The 18,592-nt window shown below is 37.8% G+C and carries 10 protein-coding genes; all 10 read right to left on the bottom strand.

Annotated features, from left to right (window positions below; all coding sequences use genetic code 11):
• Positions 1–11 precede the first annotated feature (11 nt).
• Complete coding sequence (locus tag RMZ42_RS08620; protein WP_322671023.1) at positions 12–3,260, bottom strand: amino acid adenylation domain-containing protein; 3,249 nt, start codon at positions 3,258–3,260, stop codon at positions 12–14.
• A gap of 115 nt (positions 3,261–3,375) precedes the next feature.
• Complete coding sequence (locus RMZ42_RS08615; protein WP_322671022.1) at positions 3,376–4,419, bottom strand: TauD/TfdA family dioxygenase; 1,044 nt, start codon at positions 4,417–4,419, stop codon at positions 3,376–3,378.
• Position 4,420: 1 nt separating this feature from the next.
• Positions 4,421–6,055 carry a condensation domain-containing protein gene (locus RMZ42_RS08610; protein WP_322671021.1) on the bottom strand — a complete coding sequence of 545 codons (1,635 nt, stop codon included), beginning with the start codon at positions 6,053–6,055 and terminating at the stop codon, positions 4,421–4,423.
• Entirely contained in the window at positions 6,052–8,799 is a 2,748-nt protein-coding gene (locus RMZ42_RS08605) for an amino acid adenylation domain-containing protein (protein ID WP_322671020.1), read from the bottom strand. The genes RMZ42_RS08610 and RMZ42_RS08605 overlap by 4 nt, the downstream gene beginning before the upstream one ends.
• Positions 8,800–8,958: 159 nt before the next feature.
• Positions 8,959–10,356: a condensation domain-containing protein gene (locus RMZ42_RS08600; RefSeq protein ID WP_322671019.1), complete on the bottom strand. Its 1,398-nt coding sequence runs from the start codon at positions 10,354–10,356 to the stop codon at positions 8,959–8,961.
• The gene (locus RMZ42_RS08595) at positions 10,353–15,059 is read right to left on the bottom strand and encodes a non-ribosomal peptide synthetase (protein WP_322671018.1); all 4,707 of its coding nucleotides are present in this window, start codon (positions 15,057–15,059) and stop codon (positions 10,353–10,355) included. Before RMZ42_RS08595 ends, RMZ42_RS08600 begins: the two co-directional genes overlap by 4 nt.
• Before the next feature lie 38 nt (positions 15,060–15,097).
• On the bottom strand, positions 15,098–16,168 hold the full coding sequence (locus tag RMZ42_RS08590) for an HAD-IIIC family phosphatase (protein ID WP_322671017.1): 1,071 nt from the start codon (positions 16,166–16,168) through the stop codon (positions 15,098–15,100).
• 4 nt (positions 16,169–16,172) lie between these two features.
• Positions 16,173–17,357 carry an acyl-CoA dehydrogenase family protein gene (locus RMZ42_RS08585; protein ID WP_322671016.1) on the bottom strand — a complete coding sequence of 395 codons (1,185 nt, stop codon included), beginning with the start codon at positions 17,355–17,357 and terminating at the stop codon, positions 16,173–16,175.
• Between the two features lie 51 nt (positions 17,358–17,408).
• Complete coding sequence (locus tag RMZ42_RS08580; RefSeq protein WP_322671015.1) at positions 17,409–17,654, bottom strand: acyl carrier protein; 246 nt, start codon at positions 17,652–17,654, stop codon at positions 17,409–17,411.
• A gap of 56 nt (positions 17,655–17,710) precedes the next feature.
• Complete coding sequence (locus RMZ42_RS08575) at positions 17,711–18,574, bottom strand: 3-hydroxyacyl-CoA dehydrogenase family protein (RefSeq protein WP_322671014.1); 864 nt, start codon at positions 18,572–18,574, stop codon at positions 17,711–17,713.
• Positions 18,575–18,592: the final 18 nt, after the last annotated feature.

Raw genomic sequence — 18,592 nt, 5'->3', positions numbered from 1 at the left:
TTGTTAATTCCTTAATTATTTTCAACTGATTTAATTTTCTGTAGACGTTTTTTCTGTTGCGCCTTACCAGATGAAATTTTCTCTATTTGAATATCATTCTCTTGTAAAAATGCTGTGGAATTTGGAGATGAATTTAAATATTCTGCTAAAGAATTGATGGTGGGATATCTAAACAAATCAAGGGTTGACAGTTCTACTTTTAATATTTCCTGCAATTGGCTGTGAACTGTTACTAAAAGTAATGAATGACCGCCAATTTCAAAGAAATTATCGTGAATGCCTATCTTTTCAAGATTCAAAGCTTTTTGCCAAACAGAGGCTATTGTCTTCTCCACCTCAGTTTGCGGTACTACATAAGCAACTTCTAATTCTGGGCGTAGAGCATCGGGCATAGGCAATGCTTGACGGTCTACTTTACCATTAGATGTTAATGGCAATGCTTCTAATATCATAAATGCTGTTGGTAGCATATGATCGAGCAATTTATTCTGCAAGAAGCGACGTAGTTCAGGAGTAGTTAATGTTTTATCTGGTTGGAGAGTTGCATAAGCTATTAAACTTTGATTTCCAGATTTATCTTCTTGAAGGATAACTATACTTGTTGATACTGATGGATGTTGATTGATAACTGCTTCAATTTCTCCCAGTTCAACCCGGAAACCACGGATTTTAACTTGGTTATCAATGCGACCGATATACTCGATATCTCCACTCGGTAGAAAACGAACTAAATCACCTGTTTTGTAAAGGCGATCGCCTTCTTGTTTACTAAAGGGATTGGGGATAAATTTAAGGGCTGTTAATTCCGGTTGATTCAGATAACCTCTAGCTAACCCAAGTCCACCAATGTGCAATTCACCGGGTACTCCCATTGGTACTGGTTGCAAATATTGGTCTAAAATGTACAGTTGGGTATTAGCGATCGCTCTACCAATGGGTATGGAGCCTGTAGAGTGCTTACCGACTGGAACTTGATAAACACAGCAGCCTACTACTGTCTCTGTGGGGCCGTATTCGTTTACTAATATTGTATCTGGAGTTACATCTTGCCAGAAGGTGATGCTTTCAGCTAATAAATTTTCCCCACCAATAATAAAAGCTCTAGTTTTATTTACTATTTCTTCTTGGGATAACTGTTGCTTAAGTAAATCCAAGTGAGCGGGGGTGATTTTCACTAAACTTAAATTTGAGCTTTTCTTTAAAGCTTGACAAAGGGTTTCAATGCCTTGTTTTTCTGATAGTAATTCGACGGTACGACCAACTAATAAAGGTGAAAAAAGACTGGTGATTGTTAAGTCAAAACCCAAAGGTGAGTGAACTAAAGTTCCTGCTCCTTGTTCTACTTGATATGTTTTGGTACACCAGCTTAAGTAGTTAACTAATCCTTGATGAGGAATTAGAGTTCCTTTAGGTTTACCAGTAGAACCGGAGGTATAAATAACATAGGCTAAATTTAATTCGGTTGTTTTAGTAATTGGATTTTCAACTTTTTGTTGCTTTATAGTTTGCCAATCGCTATCTATACAAATTACTTTAATGCCATCTGTAGCTAAATCTGCAATTAAATGCTGTTGACTCAACAGCACTGGCATTTGAGAATCGTTTAGTATAAAAGTTTTTCTTTCTAAGGGATAGCTAGGATCGATTGGTACATAAGCACCACCTGCTTTGAGGACAGCTAAAAGTCCGATAACCATAAAAAGCGATCGCTCTACACAAAGTCCTACCATTACATCCGGCTTCACACCTAATTGTTGTAGGTAATGAGCTAGCTGGTTAGCGCGACTGTTTAATTCCCGGTAGGTAAGCTGCTGATTTTTATAAACAATAGCAATATTGTCTGGCGTGCGATCGCACTGCTGTTCAAACCAATTATGGATACATGTGTATTCTAGCTCTCCTGTTTTAGTGTTATTGAATGCAACTAAGAGTTCTTCACGCTCTCCTTCACTGAGGATATCTAGGCGTGATATTGCTGTAGAGGGATTGTCAATAACGCTAGTTAACAAAGTTTGCCACTGATTCGCCAAACGTTGAATATCTTCTTGACGGAAAAGCTTTGCATCATAGTGAAATTCTACTTTGACTAAATCATCTTGTGTACGGACACAAGAAAGTTTTACTTTAAATCGGTCAAAGCAGACGTAATGTTGATAAATTGAAAATGCTACTTGAGGAGCAGAATAATTACTTACCATTTCTTCAAAGTCAAAACAAAATGGTAAAAATGATTCTTCACTCTCATCTGCATTTGTTTTAGCAAATGCGTCCCAACTAAAACTGTCTTGCCATTCTAGTATTTCATCTGTTAAGTTTTTAACCTTTATTAAGGTATTACTGAATGATTCATTTTCTTGCAGATGATAAGCAAGGGGTAAATATTTGGCGAATAAACCTAGTGCTACTTTTAATTCTTCATAATTGCGACCATCACAGCCTAAACCTATAATTAAGTTTGCTTGCCCAGTCAAACGCCAAATTAGAGTTTGCCAGCAAGTCAGGAAGAATATATCTATCGAAATTTGATATTTTTGGACAATCCGATCGATTTTAGTTAGTAAATCACTAGGAATAGCTAACTTAATCAATTTAGGTTCAAATTCCGATTTGTCAGAAAGATTATTCTCAAAAGGAAGTTTTAAGCTATCCAGAGTAGAAAAATCTACTTGCTGCCAATAATTTTTCCTTGATGTAGTCTCCTCTGCTGCAAGTAATTCATTTTGCCATGTAGCGACATCAGCATATTGTAGTGGTTCTTCGCTGAGTTCTGCATTCTGCAAGCAGGCAGTATAATACTGACTAATTTCATTAACTATGTTTGTTAATGTTTTATAATCTGCACAAAGAGATGGCAGTTTTACAAATAGAATGTATTTTTTTGATGAGCATTTTAATAAATGTAATTTTAATAATTGACCTTGTTCTAATTGTATAGATTCTTGTTTAACTTTCTCAAACAATGCTTCTATTTCTTCCTCTTGAGAAGATATATTCTCTAAATTATGCTCGTCAAAAGATACACTATTGTTAGTCTCTATGACCTGAATAGGTATTTTTAAACCACGTGGACGATGAAAACTTGTGCGAATAATTTCATTTCTAGCGATAACTTTGTCTAACGCTTGTTTTAATATCTCTAGCTCTACATTTCCTTCAACAAGGATAGCACATTGACTACAATATAAATTACTACTTTGCTGTAATAACCAAAGGTGCTTTTGTTGAGGAGATAATGGAAAACCTTGAATTATTTGCTGCATTTTAATTAATAAAATTCCATTTCAAATTTGATCAAAATTTTCAGAAATTCTCATAAATAGCGGTGATTTAATTAAACATTGACGTAGTGAGTTTAAGAAAAATATTTTAACTATCTCAAGTTTGGCTAAAACTTATCAGTTCACTCATCGCAACAAAAAGCTTACGTTCTCCCACATAGGGATTGCGTCCATGAGCGGTTAACACATTGTCTAGTAATAATATATCTCCTTGTTGCCAAGGAAAAGATACTTCTAAATTTTGATAAATATCACAAATGTGTGTCATTACTGAGTCTTCAATAATAGTACCATCCCCGTAAAAGCAATCTCGTGGCAAATCTTCTTTTTTAAAAGTTGATAGAAGTGATTCACGGGTTTGCGTTTCTAAACAAGCTAAATGCCAATGTTGTGCTTGATTAAACCAAGATAATTCACCTGTTTGAGGATGCTTGATTACCGCTGGACGAATAGAAATAGTTTTCAAACCACCATTACTTTTCCATTCAAATTCAATTAAGTTGCTTTGACAAAACTTTTCTACATCTGCTTTACTTTGAGTTTGAAAAACTGTTTGCCAGTCAAGTCCTAATCCGTTTCCATAATTACGAACATACATAACCTGCTTTTCAACAAATTTTTCCCTAATTTTGGGTTCTATCAGTTGAAATACCTTACGACTATCAACTATTGGGGTTTCTCCTCCTTGCTGTGCAGGTTGATGACAACCGAACAGAATTTTTCTAGGCCATCGATAATTAAAAGAATTTTCGTTGTGCCATAATAACTTGCTATCCGCAGGGTAAAAAACTGGAGTATAAACTTTGCCGGTTAGTGTTTCACGGGTATGTTCGCCGTTTTCATTGAATAGTTCTGAGCAAACCGCTAGACCAAATCTTTCAAATCCGGCTGCTGTAGTAATATTAAATCCTTGGAAAAGGATAGCACCATGTTTAGTTAAATGTGTATCTACAAATTCTCGATTTGCTTCCGCCCAATCTGCAAGATCGACATCTGATATAGAAGGTTTTATTATTAGTGGTATTTGTTCGCCTCCCGAATTATCTAGTTTAATTAATTCTTTTTGTAGATTTATGGATTTTCTAGTAGCTCTATTAAATTCCGGTTTGAAATTAGAATTACTTACTTTTATCTGTTCCATTTTACTTCTCTACTTCAATTGCGATCGCTTTTCGTTTAATTGTGCTTAATTTTTGTTGAGATTTTTCTTTACGTTTCCGTTCTTCACTCAATTGATATTCTTTATCGGATTTTATAATCATTTGTTCTAACTGATTTAAGCTAATAGTAGGTTCTATAATAATTTGAGATAAAATTGTTTTAAAATTATTTATTAATCTGGTTATGCTACTAGCATCAAATCGGTCTTTATTGTATTTAAATAACCCAACTATTCCTTGCTCTGTATCCGTTAATTCTAAAAGTAAATCAACACTTGCTACCTGATTTTCTAAATCTAAACTAGTCAAAGTTAATTCTGAAAGCTCTAAAGAATGTATGGGAGCATTTTGGAGGATCAACTTGACTTGAAACAGAGGAGTTTGGTTGAAGTCTCTTTTTGGATTCAGAGCGCTAACTAGTTTTTCAAATGGTAAATCTTGGTGAGCATAAGCTTCCAAACAAACCTTCCGAAGTCGTTGCAAAAGATCGCTAAAAGTGGGATTTTCAGATAGATTAGTACGCAATACTAATTGATTAACAAAAAAACCGATTAAATTCTCTATTTCGATTCTATTTCGGTTGGCAATATCAGTACCGACAACAATATCTCTGTCGCCTGTATACCAATATAATAAAACTTTAAATGCTCCGAGTAGAGTCATAAATAATGTCGTTCCAACACTATCACCTAACTTTTTAATCGCTTGAGATAATGTTGTAGAAAGTATAAAATTTTGCCGCTCCTCCTGAGAGGTTTTCATTTCTGAAGGCTGACGAATTATAGGCAATTGTAAAACTGGTAAATTATCTCCTAATTGCTTTTTCCAGTATGTAAGTAAGGTGTTAAGTACCTCACCCTGTAACCAGTTTTGTTGCCAAGCTGCGAAGTCAGCGTACTGTATTGGTAGTTCCGAGAGTGGGGAAGGCTGTCCTTTGCAGAAAGCTTCGTAAAGTGCTGTTACTTCTTTGATGAGTAGCCCTATAGACCAGCCATCAGAGACAATATGATGCATGATTAACAACAGGACATATTGTTGTTCGCTTAAGTGCAACAAAGTCGTCCTCAGCAAAGGCCCCTGCGCTAAGTTAAAAAGCGACTGACTTTCTTGAACTGCTAACCGCAAAACTTCAGTTTCTTGCTTTGTTATTGAGTACTCTTGCAAGTCCACCACAGATAGCTTCAAGGTTAGGGTTGGAGTAATCACCTGAATTGGTTGTCCATTGGCGATCGCAAAGGTGGTTCGCAAGGCTTCATGACGCTGCACAATTTCGTTGAGACTTCGTTCCAATGCAGGCACATTCAGCGTACCAGTAAGACGCACGGCAAAGGGAAGGTTGTAAGTGGTGCTATTTGGCTCCAACTGATTCAGAAACCATAGCCTTTGTTGGGCAAAGGACAGGGGTAAATTGGCATTTCGAGGAACAGGTACTATGGGCAAAAGAGCAAGACTTGATGTTAAATGTGTGAGGATTTCTTGTTTCCGCTCTCGCAACTGAGTGCTTAACTCTGGTGAGAGTACCCCTTGAGGAGCGTTACAGTATAAGCGATCGCCATCAACTCTAAATTTGATGTTGAGGCTGTCAAGGTATAATAAGAACTCTTCAATAGTTTTCATAGTTCTATCTCCTCGCGATCGCAGTCTACCTCGTCCATAGAAACAAGCTCTAGCTGTTGGACTGCAAGCATCTTCTCGATCCGTTCTACCAACTGAGCTAGTGTAGGTGCTTCAAATAAACTCCGTAAAGGCAATTCCACCTTAAAAGCTTTCCGTAACCTGGAAATCGCTTGAGTCGCCAATAAAGAATGTCCACCCAAGTCAAAAAAGTTATCGTAAATGCCTATATGCTCGCGTTTTAATATCTGAATCCAGATGTCAGCAACTATCTCCTCTGTGGGAGTACGGGGTGCAACAAAGTCTAGTTTCGATTCATTCTGGAAATTTGGTACAGGTAATGCGCGGCGATCTACTTTACCACTGGGACTTAAAGGCAATGCTTCGATCTGTACGATCGCAGAAGGTATCATATACCCAGGTAGCTTTTCTTTAAGTAAATCGCGTAGTTGTTGAATTAGTTTGCTACTACTTAGGTCATTGCGATCGCCCTCAGCGCTAGGAACAACATAAGCCACTAAGCGTTTATCATCAGGGTTTTCCTCCATAACTACAACTACAGCTTCTCTAACAGCTTGGTGCTGAAGCAAAAATGTTTCAATTTCTCCAAGTTCAACCCGAAAACCACGAATCTTCACCTGATGGTCAATACGTCCGAGAAATTCTATATTCCCATCAGGAAGCCACCTTCCTAAATCTCCAGTTTTATAGATTAAATCTTTGCGATTTTCTGGTAACTTCTGACTAACATCTGTAAATGGATTGGTAACAAAACTGAAATTAGTTTTTTCTTGATTTTTCCAGTAGCCATCACCGACACCAATTCCCGATACACAAATCTCTCCAGGAGCGCCAATGGGTAATAATTGCATTTCTCCATCCAGAATGTAGAGATTTAAGTTAGCTAATGGTTTCCCAATTGGAACCGTTCGCTGATTTTCTGGCAAAGGCTTGTCAACGATAAACTGGGTGATATCATCAGCAGCCTCAGTTGGGCCATAGGCGTTAACAATTTTGATTTCGGGATATATCTCAAGCCACTTATTTACCAAACTTACCGATACTGGTTCCCCGACAACCATCATCCATTTTAAATCAGGTAATTCTCTTTGGTGAATCGGTAGCTGGGAAGTATATTCAAGCAAGCCGACAAATAATGCTGGTACTAATTCAACAACTGTGATTTTTTGTGATTTCAGAGCCAGAAATAGTTGCTCAGGAATCGCAACAGTTTCGATATCTACTATTACTGTTTTCCCACCAATTAAAAGTGGTGCTAAAAATTGCCATACAGAAATATCTGTAGAAGCAGGAGCGCTTTGAAGAAAACAAAATTCTGGCGTTAAATCCAACTCATCAAATTGGGCATAAATATGATTAATTGCACCATCATGCCTGACAATTGCCCCCTTTGGTAATCCTGTAGACCCGGAAGTGTAAAGCATATAAGCTGGGTCAACAGCATCATTGATACTTTCTAGATTATCATGAGATAGCTGCTCAAAATCCAACTTATTATATATCTTTAAGTTTTCTGGTCTAGGAAATAGTGTCCGATCGTTAGCAATGCTATCTAAGCAAATAATAGAGGATAATTCGGAACAGCCTTCTTCCAGTTCGGAAAGAACATTGAATAGCGAATAATCTGTGAATAAAAATCTCACCTCACTATTGGATAGCATATACTTAATTCGATTTTGGGGGTAAGTGCTATCAATGGGTACGTATGCTCCACCTGCCTTATATATAGCAAGAATAGCAATCAGGAAGTTGATGTCGCGGTCTTTGAAAATTCCGACAAACTCTCCTTTAAAGACTCCTAATTTCCGCAATAATTCAGCTAGCTGATTAGCTTGATGATTTAGTTCTTGATACGTTAGTTGAGTTTCTTGATGAATAACAGCTATATTGTTTGGAGTTTCAGATACTTGGGTTTCAAATAATTGATTTATTGTTTGAGCGATGGGATAATGTCTAGTTTGGTTGTTAAATTCTGTTAATAACTGATATCGCTCGGCTGATTTTAAAAAAGCAATATCTGAGATTTTAATATCAAGGTTATTTATAATATTTTCCAGAAGATTAGTATAATATTTACTCATCAATCTTATACTTTCATCTTGAAACAAATTTTCTTTATACTCGATGTTAGCACTAATACTTTCGCCGTTAACTGTAAATGAGATTGTGATGTCATTATTGAGTTGGGTGAAATTATTTTTATTGTGAATATTTTCTAAGTAAACTACTATGTCAAAAAGGAGATGGCGATTAGGAATTATTGATATATTCAATAACTGGATTAATTCATCAAACTTATAGTTTTGATTGTTGTAAGCACGGAGGATTGCATCTTTTATTTGAAAAAGGAAATCTTTGAATGAAAGCTGAGAGTTGATCTGAGTATGCAAGGGAATAACTTTGTTATTTATATCATCTACAACAATTTCCTCATATATTGGTATTCCAACAATAACCTCATTATTTCGAGTATATTTTTGTAACAAGATGTCCAAGGCAGATACAAGTATCAAATACGTTGCAAAATGAGAACCTTTAGCTAGCTTAATAATTGCTTGAGATAAATCCTTTGGTAAATCAAAGTTCAGAGATTTGTTTTTACCACTAGAAAAAATAGGTCTTACATAGTCCAGCATCAGATTAGTTTCAGGTAATTCTCCCGATAATTTATTTATCCAATATATTTTTTGAGATAATAAGTCATTGGAGTGTAAATGTGTACTCATGCTTTCTTCCTTGTAACAAAGTATTCGCTAAATAATAAAATCACTACAGACGAGTTTCACGTATTGGTGAGAATATTTTACGAATCAGATAAATTGAAAAAAATCTTGATATGTAAGGGTTTATTGTTATTGATTTTGACTGATTACTTCTGACACTAATTATTTAAATTGCTGAATAAAATCAAATGAAATATCATTTTCTAACATTAATAACTTAAGATGTGGTTTTTGCTCCGTAAGTAGCAATAATTCCTGAAGACGCACTTTCGGATTCGTTACTATACCTTCGAGCAATATTTTGAAATGCTCCAATATATTAATTATTGTTGCCGCATCAAAACGGCGAAAATCATAATTAATTCCAATCGTCAGTTCTGAGCCAGGATACCCAACTATATTTAGAGGATAGTTTGTTTTGTAATAGCTAGTTTGCTCAGAGATGTTTAGACTTCCCCATTCTTGCAGAAACTTGCCTGTTTTTTGGTTCTCGAACACCACAAAGCTTTCAAACAAAGGCACATTGCCCAGCACTTTACTGCACTTTTGAATATCTACCAGTGGAGAATACTCATACTCTCGAACTTCTATCAATTGAGTTTGTAATTGCTGAAGCCAAGGCAATAAATACTCCTCCAAATCTATCTTGATGTGGACTGGTAAGGTATTAACCATTTCTCCTACCATTGACTCCGATCGCTCTAAATCTACTGGGCGACCAGAAGTAGTACAGCCATAAGTTACATCATTTTTACCACTGTAGCGACTAAGGAGTATGGCCCAAACTCCCTGAACTATTGTATTCATAGTCAGGTGATGCTGTCTTGCTAATGAATCTAGATTTCTTGTAGTTGCTTCCGATAAACTGATTTGTATATCCTCGTAGCGTTCTTCTAGATTGGACAAGTTGTTTGAGTATAGGTTAGTTAAGGGAGTAGGCTCTTTTACTTCATTGAGTTGCTGTCGCCAAAATTCCTCTGCTTTGGATAAATCCTGCTGTTTCAACCATTTGATGTAGTCTTTAAAACAACTGCCGTCTACTAAGGGTGCATCTTGACCCCGACAATATGCTTCATAAATTTCAATCACATCATTTAATACCAATGGATATGACCAACCATCGAGAATGATTAGGTTGCTACTCCAAACAAGATAGTAAACATCTTCTTGAATCTGGATTACAGCCACACGCATTAGAGGTGCTTGGGAAAAATCAAACCGCCGGGAGCGATCGCTGTCGAGAAAAGACTTTAAACGCTCTTGTTGTTCTAATGGATCGAGTTCCTGCCAATCCTGGTACTCTACAGGTACTTCTACTTGCCGATGCACAACTTGTAATGGTTTATCCAATTCTTCCCAATAGAAGCTGGTACGCAAGATTGTGTGCCGGGTTGCTACTTGCTGCCAAGCGTATTTAAAAGCAGCAATGTTCAGATTGCCACTAAAAGTGTAGACAAACTGTGAATGGTATAGTCCCATTTCTGGAGTGTGCAAACCGTGAAACAGCATACCATGCTGTATTGGAGATAGTGGGTATATGTCTTGAATATCTTCTTTCATAGTCTTTTATTTTTACTCCCTCGGTTGATTTTCTCTAAAAACAGATCGAGGTCTTGTTGATTGAAGTCTGCTTCTGGAAAGTCAGAAGGTGTATATCCTCCGACTTCACGAGAATGACAATGAGTCATAAGTATTTGCAAAGCTTCTACAAACCCTTGTGCTAATCGTTCAATAGTCCTTCGTCGATGTATTTTTTCGCTGTACGTCCAATCCACTTTCAACTGGTTATTAACTACCAAAGCGTTGATATTGAGCATATAGGCCTCGCGGTTGCAAAGGCTGCGCGTTTGTCCTTGGGAACCTTGAGAGATTTTAAATATTGAGGAGTCGGAAAATGTTCGATCGAACTGACCTAGATAATTGAAGACCACCTCAGCTTGTGGAAGCGATCGCAGTGACTCTATTCTGGCAGTATCCTTACTAAGGTAACGTAGGACACCATAGCCCATCCCCTTATTTGGAATGCTCCGCAGCTGCTCTTTGATTGATTTCAAAGCCTCTACGGGATGAGAGATTGTTCCCAAATCTAACAGCACAGGAAAAATAGATGTAAACCAACCTACTGTGCGCGACAAATCGACATTATCAAAAATCTCTTCCCGCCCATGACCTTCTAGAGCTAGTAATAGGGAATTATTGCCAGTCCATTGAGAAAAAGCTTGTACTAGTGCCGCGAGCAAGACATCGTTAATTTGTGTATTGTAAGCTTTTGGTACTTCTTTTAGCAAGATTTGAGTCTGTTCCTCAGTCAAAAAAATCGAGATATTCTGAGCCGAAGCCACTGTATTGTCGCCGTCAGCAAAATCGACTGGCAAAGGAGCAATTTTTTGCCAAGACTCTCTCAGCCAATAGTCCCATTGTTGCTGGAGAGTAGCTGATTGTGCATATTCCTGTAGACATTCCGACCAGTATTTAAACGAAGTTGTCTTTGCTGGTAGTTGCACTTTCTTGCCTTGGCTTATCAGTTGGTATGCTGTTTCCAAGTCCTCCAGTAAAATTCGCCAAGAAACGCCATCTACAACTAAATGGTGAATGACTATCAGCAAATGGCTTGGTTGCTGCCCTAAGTCGAACAGAGCAACTCGGATCAATGGGCCTGTTGAGAGATTAAGACTGGCTTGTAATTTGGTAGCAGCTGTTTCGATGGCTAGTTCTTGTTCGCTTGCTGATAGGGCAGAGAAATCCAAGTGTATCCAGGGTATTTCTGCATCAGGGCTGGCTATAATTTGCTGCCAGCTAGACTCTGTTTGTTCAAACCGTAAGCGGAGAGCATCATGGTGTAACAGTAGTTGCTGTACGGATTCTTCTAATACAGCTAGGTCAAGAACTTGTTTAACTTCTAGTAAGACTGCTTGATTCCAGTAGTGGGGTTCGAGTAGATTCTGTTCAAAAAACCAGTATTGTATTGGTGTCAGAGAAGCTAAACCTGTAATCAGTCCTTGTTCAGCTTGTTTTACCTTTTTCGCAACTGCCACACTTGCCAAACCAGCAACTGTTTGATGTTGAAATAACTGTTTAACTGCCAGTTGTAGACCAGCTTGTTTGGCTTTGGTGATAACTACAATGGCAAGGATCGAATCCCCACCTAACTCAAAAAAGTTATCGAAAATACCCACTTTATCCACACCAAGTACTGCCGCCCAAATTTCAGCCAGCTTGGTTTCTACGTAATTACGAGGGGCTAGTAGTTCTTTATCTTCAGGTCTTATTGTATCAGGTGCTTTGAGTGCTTTACGGTCAATCTTGCCATTAGGTGTTAATGGTAACATCTCCAATATGACAAAAGCTGTTGGCACCATGTAATTTGGCAACTTTGCCTCTAAAAAATCGCGCAATTCAGAAATCGTTAGCGTTTGCTCTGAGTTCGGGACTAAGTAGGCAACTATTTGTTGAGAATCTGTTTCCAAAGAATGAACCGTAACTACAGCTTCTCGGACTTTGGGATATTTAATGATGAGTGCTTCAATCTCCCCCAATTCAATGCGAAAACCACGTATTTTTACTTGATAGTCAATGCGACCAATGTATTCTATCTCTCCAGTTGGTAAATAGCGTCCTAAATCCCCAGTTTTATACAACCGTTCCCCTGGTAGATTCGCGTAGGGATTGGGAATAAATTTATCCGCAGTCAGTTCTGGTTTGTTGAGATAACCACGGGATAAACCTGCACCACCAATATACAACATCCCTGGCACGCCTACAGGAACAGGTTGGTAATTTTTATCTAATAAATAAATCTGCGTGTTGTGAATCGGACGACCAATAGGTGGAATGTTGTTAGTATCTTTGTGTATCCAGGCAGATGTTGAATAAGTTGTATCTTCAGAAGGGCCATATAGGTTAAAAACCTGTTGTATATTATCCTGCTGATAAAGTTGTTGTACGAGTTGATTATGAAGTGGTTCACCGGCGATATTGATCGTCTGCACTGAAGTTGGAATGCTATCAGTTCTTAATAACTGTGAAATTACACTTGGGACAGTATTTATTAAGGTTACATTTTGAGCTGTTGGCAAAGTTGGTAAATATAGTGCGTTCTCGATTAAAATCACCTTACCACCGCAACACAGAGGAACAAACACCTCGAACACCGAAAGGTCGAAGCAAATTGAGGTTGATGCTAAAACACCTTGCATAGCTTCAATTGCAAAGGTTTTGTTTGCCCAATCGAGCATTGCAACTGTGCTAGCGTGTTTAATCATTACACCTTTTGGTCTGCCCGTTGAACCAGAGGTATAGATGACATAAGCTAGGTTGTCAGTAGTTACTTCAGAGAATAAATTTTCTTGGCTTTGTTGGGCTACTAGATGCCAATCAGTATCTAAACAAACGACTTTAGCTTTGTTTTGGGGCATTGCCTCTAGGAGCAACGCAGTAGTCAGCAATACTGGCGCTTGGGCATCTTCTAGGATAAATGCTATGCGTTCTGGTGGATAGGCTGGGTCTATAGGTACGTATGCACCACCTGCTTTCAGGATACCTAATAGACTAACAATCGTAGAGAGCGATCGCTCTACACAAATCCCAACTAATATCTCTGGCTTCACTCCCAGCTTTTTCAGATAGTGCGCTAGTTGATTTGCTTTAGCATTCAGTTCGCAGTAGGTTAATTGCTCATCTTCAAATACTACTGCTACAGCATCAGGCGTGCGTTCTACTTGCGCTTCAAACAACTGATGAATACATTGTTGTTCAGGATATTCAACCTGAGTGTTATTCCACTCCACTAGCTGCTGATGTAACTCTTCAGCCGTCAATAGTGGTAAGTCAGATAATCTTGCTTGTGGATTTGCAACAATCCCCTCTAGCAAATTACGAAAATGCTCTACTATCCGAATAACGGTTTCAGCATCAAACAAGTCAGTGTTATATTCTAAAAACCCCCGCAACTCTGGCTGTGCGTCCACTAGGTGCAGCGTTAAATCAAATTTAGCAGTCTGACCGTGTGTCGGGAGCCAATTCAGAGTCAAACCAGGTAGTGTCAGTTCCTTTTGAGTGTCTTCCTGCCAAGCAAACATTACCTGAAACAAGGGCATCTGACTGAGATTTCTATCTGGCTGAAGTTCTTCCACTAATTGCTCGAAAGGTATATCTGCATGAGCGTATGCACCCACGCAGACCTCGCGCACTCTATTCAACAATTCTAAAAAACTTGTATTACCAGAAAGATGAGTCCGCAGCACAAGGGTATTGACAAAAAAACCAATCAGCCCTTGAATTTCAGCTTGGTTGCGGTTAGCAATTGGGGAGCCAACGCAGATATCTTCTTGCCCTGTGTAACGGTACAGTAAAGCTTGAAATGCTCCCAGTAGCGTCATAAACAAGGTTACTCCTTCCTGATTGCTCAAGGATCTGAGCATATCAGTTAGGCTCGCTGATAGCTCAAAAGAAGCAATTGCGCCTCGAAAGCTTTGAATTGGCGGTCGTGGGCGATCTGTGGGCAAAGCTAAAGTTGAAGCATCTGCCAATTGTTGCTTCCAATAATCAAGTTGCGTCTTTTGTAATTCCCCTTGTAACCACTGACGCTGCCAAATAGTAAAGTCTGCGTATTGAATAGAGATATCAGGCAGGGGAGATGCTTTGCCGGTGGAAAAGGCTTCATAGAGTCCTGCTAATTCACGAATCAGTACTCCTATAGACCAACCATCAACGGCAATGTGGTGGATTGTGAATAGCAGCAAGTATTCTTCGGCACCTGTTTGTAGCAACATGACTCGCAGCAACGGGCCAGTCACTAAATTAAAAGGTTTTTGAGCTATTTCTGTTGTTAACCGTTCAACTTGTGCTTGCCGTTTCGCTTCTGACATCGAGAGCAAATTCACCACTGGCAGCGTCACAGTTACAGCAGGATGAATAATTTGAATTGCTTCTTCCTCAAGCATCTCAAAAGTAGTACGTAACGCTTCATGACGCCGCACAATCTCATTGAGACTTCGCTCTAACGCATCTACGTTAAGCGCACCTAACAACTGTACACACGCTAGTTCGCTGTAGTAAGGATTGTCGATATCTAACTGTTGAAGAAACCACAGCCGTTGTTGGGCAAAGGATAGGGGAGCAGGACTTATTTGAGAACGTTTTGGAATAACTTCTAATTGAGAGCGAGAGTCAACTTCACCGCGCAATCGCTTTGTGAGAAGCGCCTGTTGAGCGAGTGAAAGCTTTGACCGTCGTTTTAAAATTTCATCTTTTCTTGTTTCCATAATCCCCCCTGTCAAACTACGAGAACTAGCAATGCTTTTTAATCTATAACTTTGACCTTTATATACTCAGGGATAGGCTGTATTTGGGTTAGATCGTTTTCTAAAATCTGCAAATCTCCACATTTATCAATTTCTTGAAACCCTGCAAATTTATAAGATATATACATCATTCGATTACGATTATTTGAAACAAACTCAGCCCGCAAACGAACATTATTCTTCTTAGCCAAGGTCATAATATGATTTAGCATAATTGTGCCGACACCTCTGGACATAACCCGACAAGACATCAACAAAAGTTTTAGAGTCCATATAAGCTCTCCACATTCCACAAGAGCTAACCCAATTTTTCCATAACTGCCGTATTTATCTTCTAAACTAGCAATTAGTATTTTATATTGATTTGATTTTCGGAAATAATTCAATTCGTCATAGGAGTATGTATAACCAGTTGTATTTAATTGATTAGTTCTTAATGTTAATTCTTCAGCTCTTTGTAAATCATCTTCTTGAGCATCAGAGATAGTAAAAGTCATATTAAGCGTAGCTAAAAACTCGTCTTGAGTACCAATAAATTCTTTTTCCGAATTATTTCGTTCAATATCACTAATATACATTAATCTTCTCAGTTTTGAATCCTCTGTAATAAAATGAGGATTCATTTCTGGTTTATCTAAGAGATCCGTTAAATCAGTTACACTAATACAATGTACTTCAGGAAGGGAGAAATTGACTTCTTCAAGTTCAAATAACTGGTCATCGATAAAAGCAAATACATCGATACCAATATTGAGCGACTTAGCAATTTCTTGGATAGAACTTGATTTTGAGTTCCAATTGATTTGGGGATAGAGAAAATATTCGTGTAGCCCAAACTCCTGGATTTTTTCCATTGCTTTGGCATAGTCATTTTTACTGGCAATAGACTGCAAAATACCTCGACTATCTAATGTTTTGATAATATCGATTACATCGGGGAACAGGTAAACACAGTCATCCTCTAATAAAACACCATCCCAAAGCGTGTTATCTAAATCCCAAACTACGCATTTGATAGTTTTTTTATCGACTTGTTGATCGCTTGAGATTTCAGTGTTTGTGCTAATCATATTCTCACATTATTGCCAGTAAGTTTTGAGAATTGGCAGTGGAAACAGGTTTTGATATGTACTCCTGATAACCGTAATCAGCGATGGTAATCTGTTGTATTTGTGTACTTCCTTCAATGATTTCCATAATTTTGGCATCTCGGAAATATCTAGCAACCGAATATTCATTAGTACAACCATTAGCCCCGTGAATTTGTACGGCATCATTTGCGACTTTAGTTGCTGTTGTAGATGCAAAATATTTGGCGATTGAAGTCTCTGTAATGGAATTGGGATCGCCAATTTCTTTGAGATAGCCAGCTTGATAGCATAGTAATCTTGCTGCTTTCACATTGACTATCATGTCGGTAATCATTTGCCGAATTAATTGGTGTTCTTTCAAATAAACATCAAACTGTTTTCGTTCACTCGTGTAATGAATGCAGTCTTCTAGGCAGGCTTGAGCAATACCTACAGAACCCCATGCCACACTATATCTTCCATAATCTAATGCAGAAGAAGCTATATAAGAGAAACCAAAACCCAATCTGCCTACCAGGTTTTCTTTAGGAATTCGACAATCTAGAAAGTTTAATTTAGCAAGCATTGAAGCCCGAACACCTAATATTCCAGAAATAGGTTGTATTGAAAATCCTGGACTATTCTTTTCAACTAAAAAAGCAGAAGGTTTACCCGAACATTGGGCAAATACCAAAAATACATCTGCAATTTGTCCGTAGGTAATCCATTTTTTATTTCCATTTAAAACATAAGAGTCACCAGAAAGTGTTGCTGTGGTTTCTATACTTTTGGCATCGCTACCTACGTTAGGTTCACTTAAGGCGAAAGCAGCTATAACTTCACCGGATGATAATTTTGGCAGCCAATACTCTTTTTGAGACTTACTACCCCATCGACAAAGAGCATAAGAAACCATACTGTGAACTGTGAGCAAACTCCGTAAAGAAGAACATCCTCGTCCAATTTCTTCATTAAGAAGACCATAGGTGATGATATCCATACTTTTGCCACCAAATTCTTCAGGTAATATTGCACCCAAATATCCTTGATGAGCAAACTTTTCTATAACTTTTGAAGAGGTACACTCATCTCGATCGAAGGAATTTGCATGAGGTATAATTTCTTCGTTTACGAAACCTCTAAACTTAGATTTATCATCTTTTTGTTGAGATGTCAACTCAATTTTCATGATGATTACTTATTTGGTAGAAAGGATGATAATTGTTATATTTCTTCATTTTTATACGACTAAAGTTGTTTTCCGTTCAACTAAACGAATCATAGAATTTATAGTTCTGAAGTTATCAAGCTCCAGGTCTTCATTGTCAATAGTAATTTGAAATGTTTGTTCTATAAATAAGACAAGTTGCATAGCAAACATGGAATTGACAAAACCAAGCGCAAAGATATCTTCATCTAACTGCAAATCATGATTTCGGAAAAATCGGGATAAAAATTCTCTAATTTTTACTTGTATTTCTGACATTTTTCAATTTGCCTTGATTTTCAGAATGGCTAAGAAGTTTGTTTTAATATCCAATTTCAAATTGCTCCATTGTAAGTATAAAAACCTTGCCCACTCTTGCGACCAAATAACCCGGCATTTACCATTTTTTTTAGTAATTGACAAGGTCTATATTTGCTGTCGTTGAAACTTTCATACAAAACTTCGATAGAAAAAAGAATCGTATCCAATCCAATTAAATCAGCAGTTTCTAGAGGGCCCATCTTGTGCCCAAAACAACTTTTAAAAATTCTATCTACTTCTTCCACTGAAGCAACTTGGTCTTGTAGCAAGAAAATTGCTTCATTAATCATCAACATGAGAACTCGGTTAGAAACAAAACCTGGCGCATCATTGACAAGGATGCTTTCTTTACCCATCTGAGCCAGTAATTCTTTCGCTATTAAGATTGTTTCATCACATGTGTGATACCCGCGAATCATTTCAACCATCGGCTTCATGGGAACCGGGTTCATGAAATGCATACCAATCACTTTATCAGCACGCTTAGTTAATGAAGCAATGCGAGTAATGGGAATAGCAGATGTATTAGCTGCAAATATAGTTTGTTCTGGACAAATCGCATCAAGCTGTGCGTATACCTTCTCTTTAATATCCCACTTTTCGGTGACATTTTCAATCACAAATTCTGTATCTTCAAGAAATTTATAATTTGTAGAAAATTTAATTCTTTGAAGAGTGGTATCAGGATTGTCTACTTTTTCATTTTTATTGAAAAAACCTTGAAAACGGATATTATTTCTGATTTGTTTGTTAGCAGCTGACAAAATCTCTTCGGAAATATCTACTAAAATCACGTGATGACCACTCTGGGCGAGGCTTTGAGCTAACCCAATTCCCATCACACCTGCTCCAACAACACCGACAGTTTGAATTTTCATAATTTTATCCTGCAATGA

Origin of the sequence: Nostoc sp. DedQUE05, from assembly GCF_034530955.1 — a bacterium.
Lineage (GTDB): Bacteria > Cyanobacteriota > Cyanobacteriia > Cyanobacteriales > Nostocaceae > Nostoc.
The sequence above is the reverse complement of the archived record's forward strand: the minus strand, read 5'-3'. Positions and strand labels throughout refer to the sequence as shown.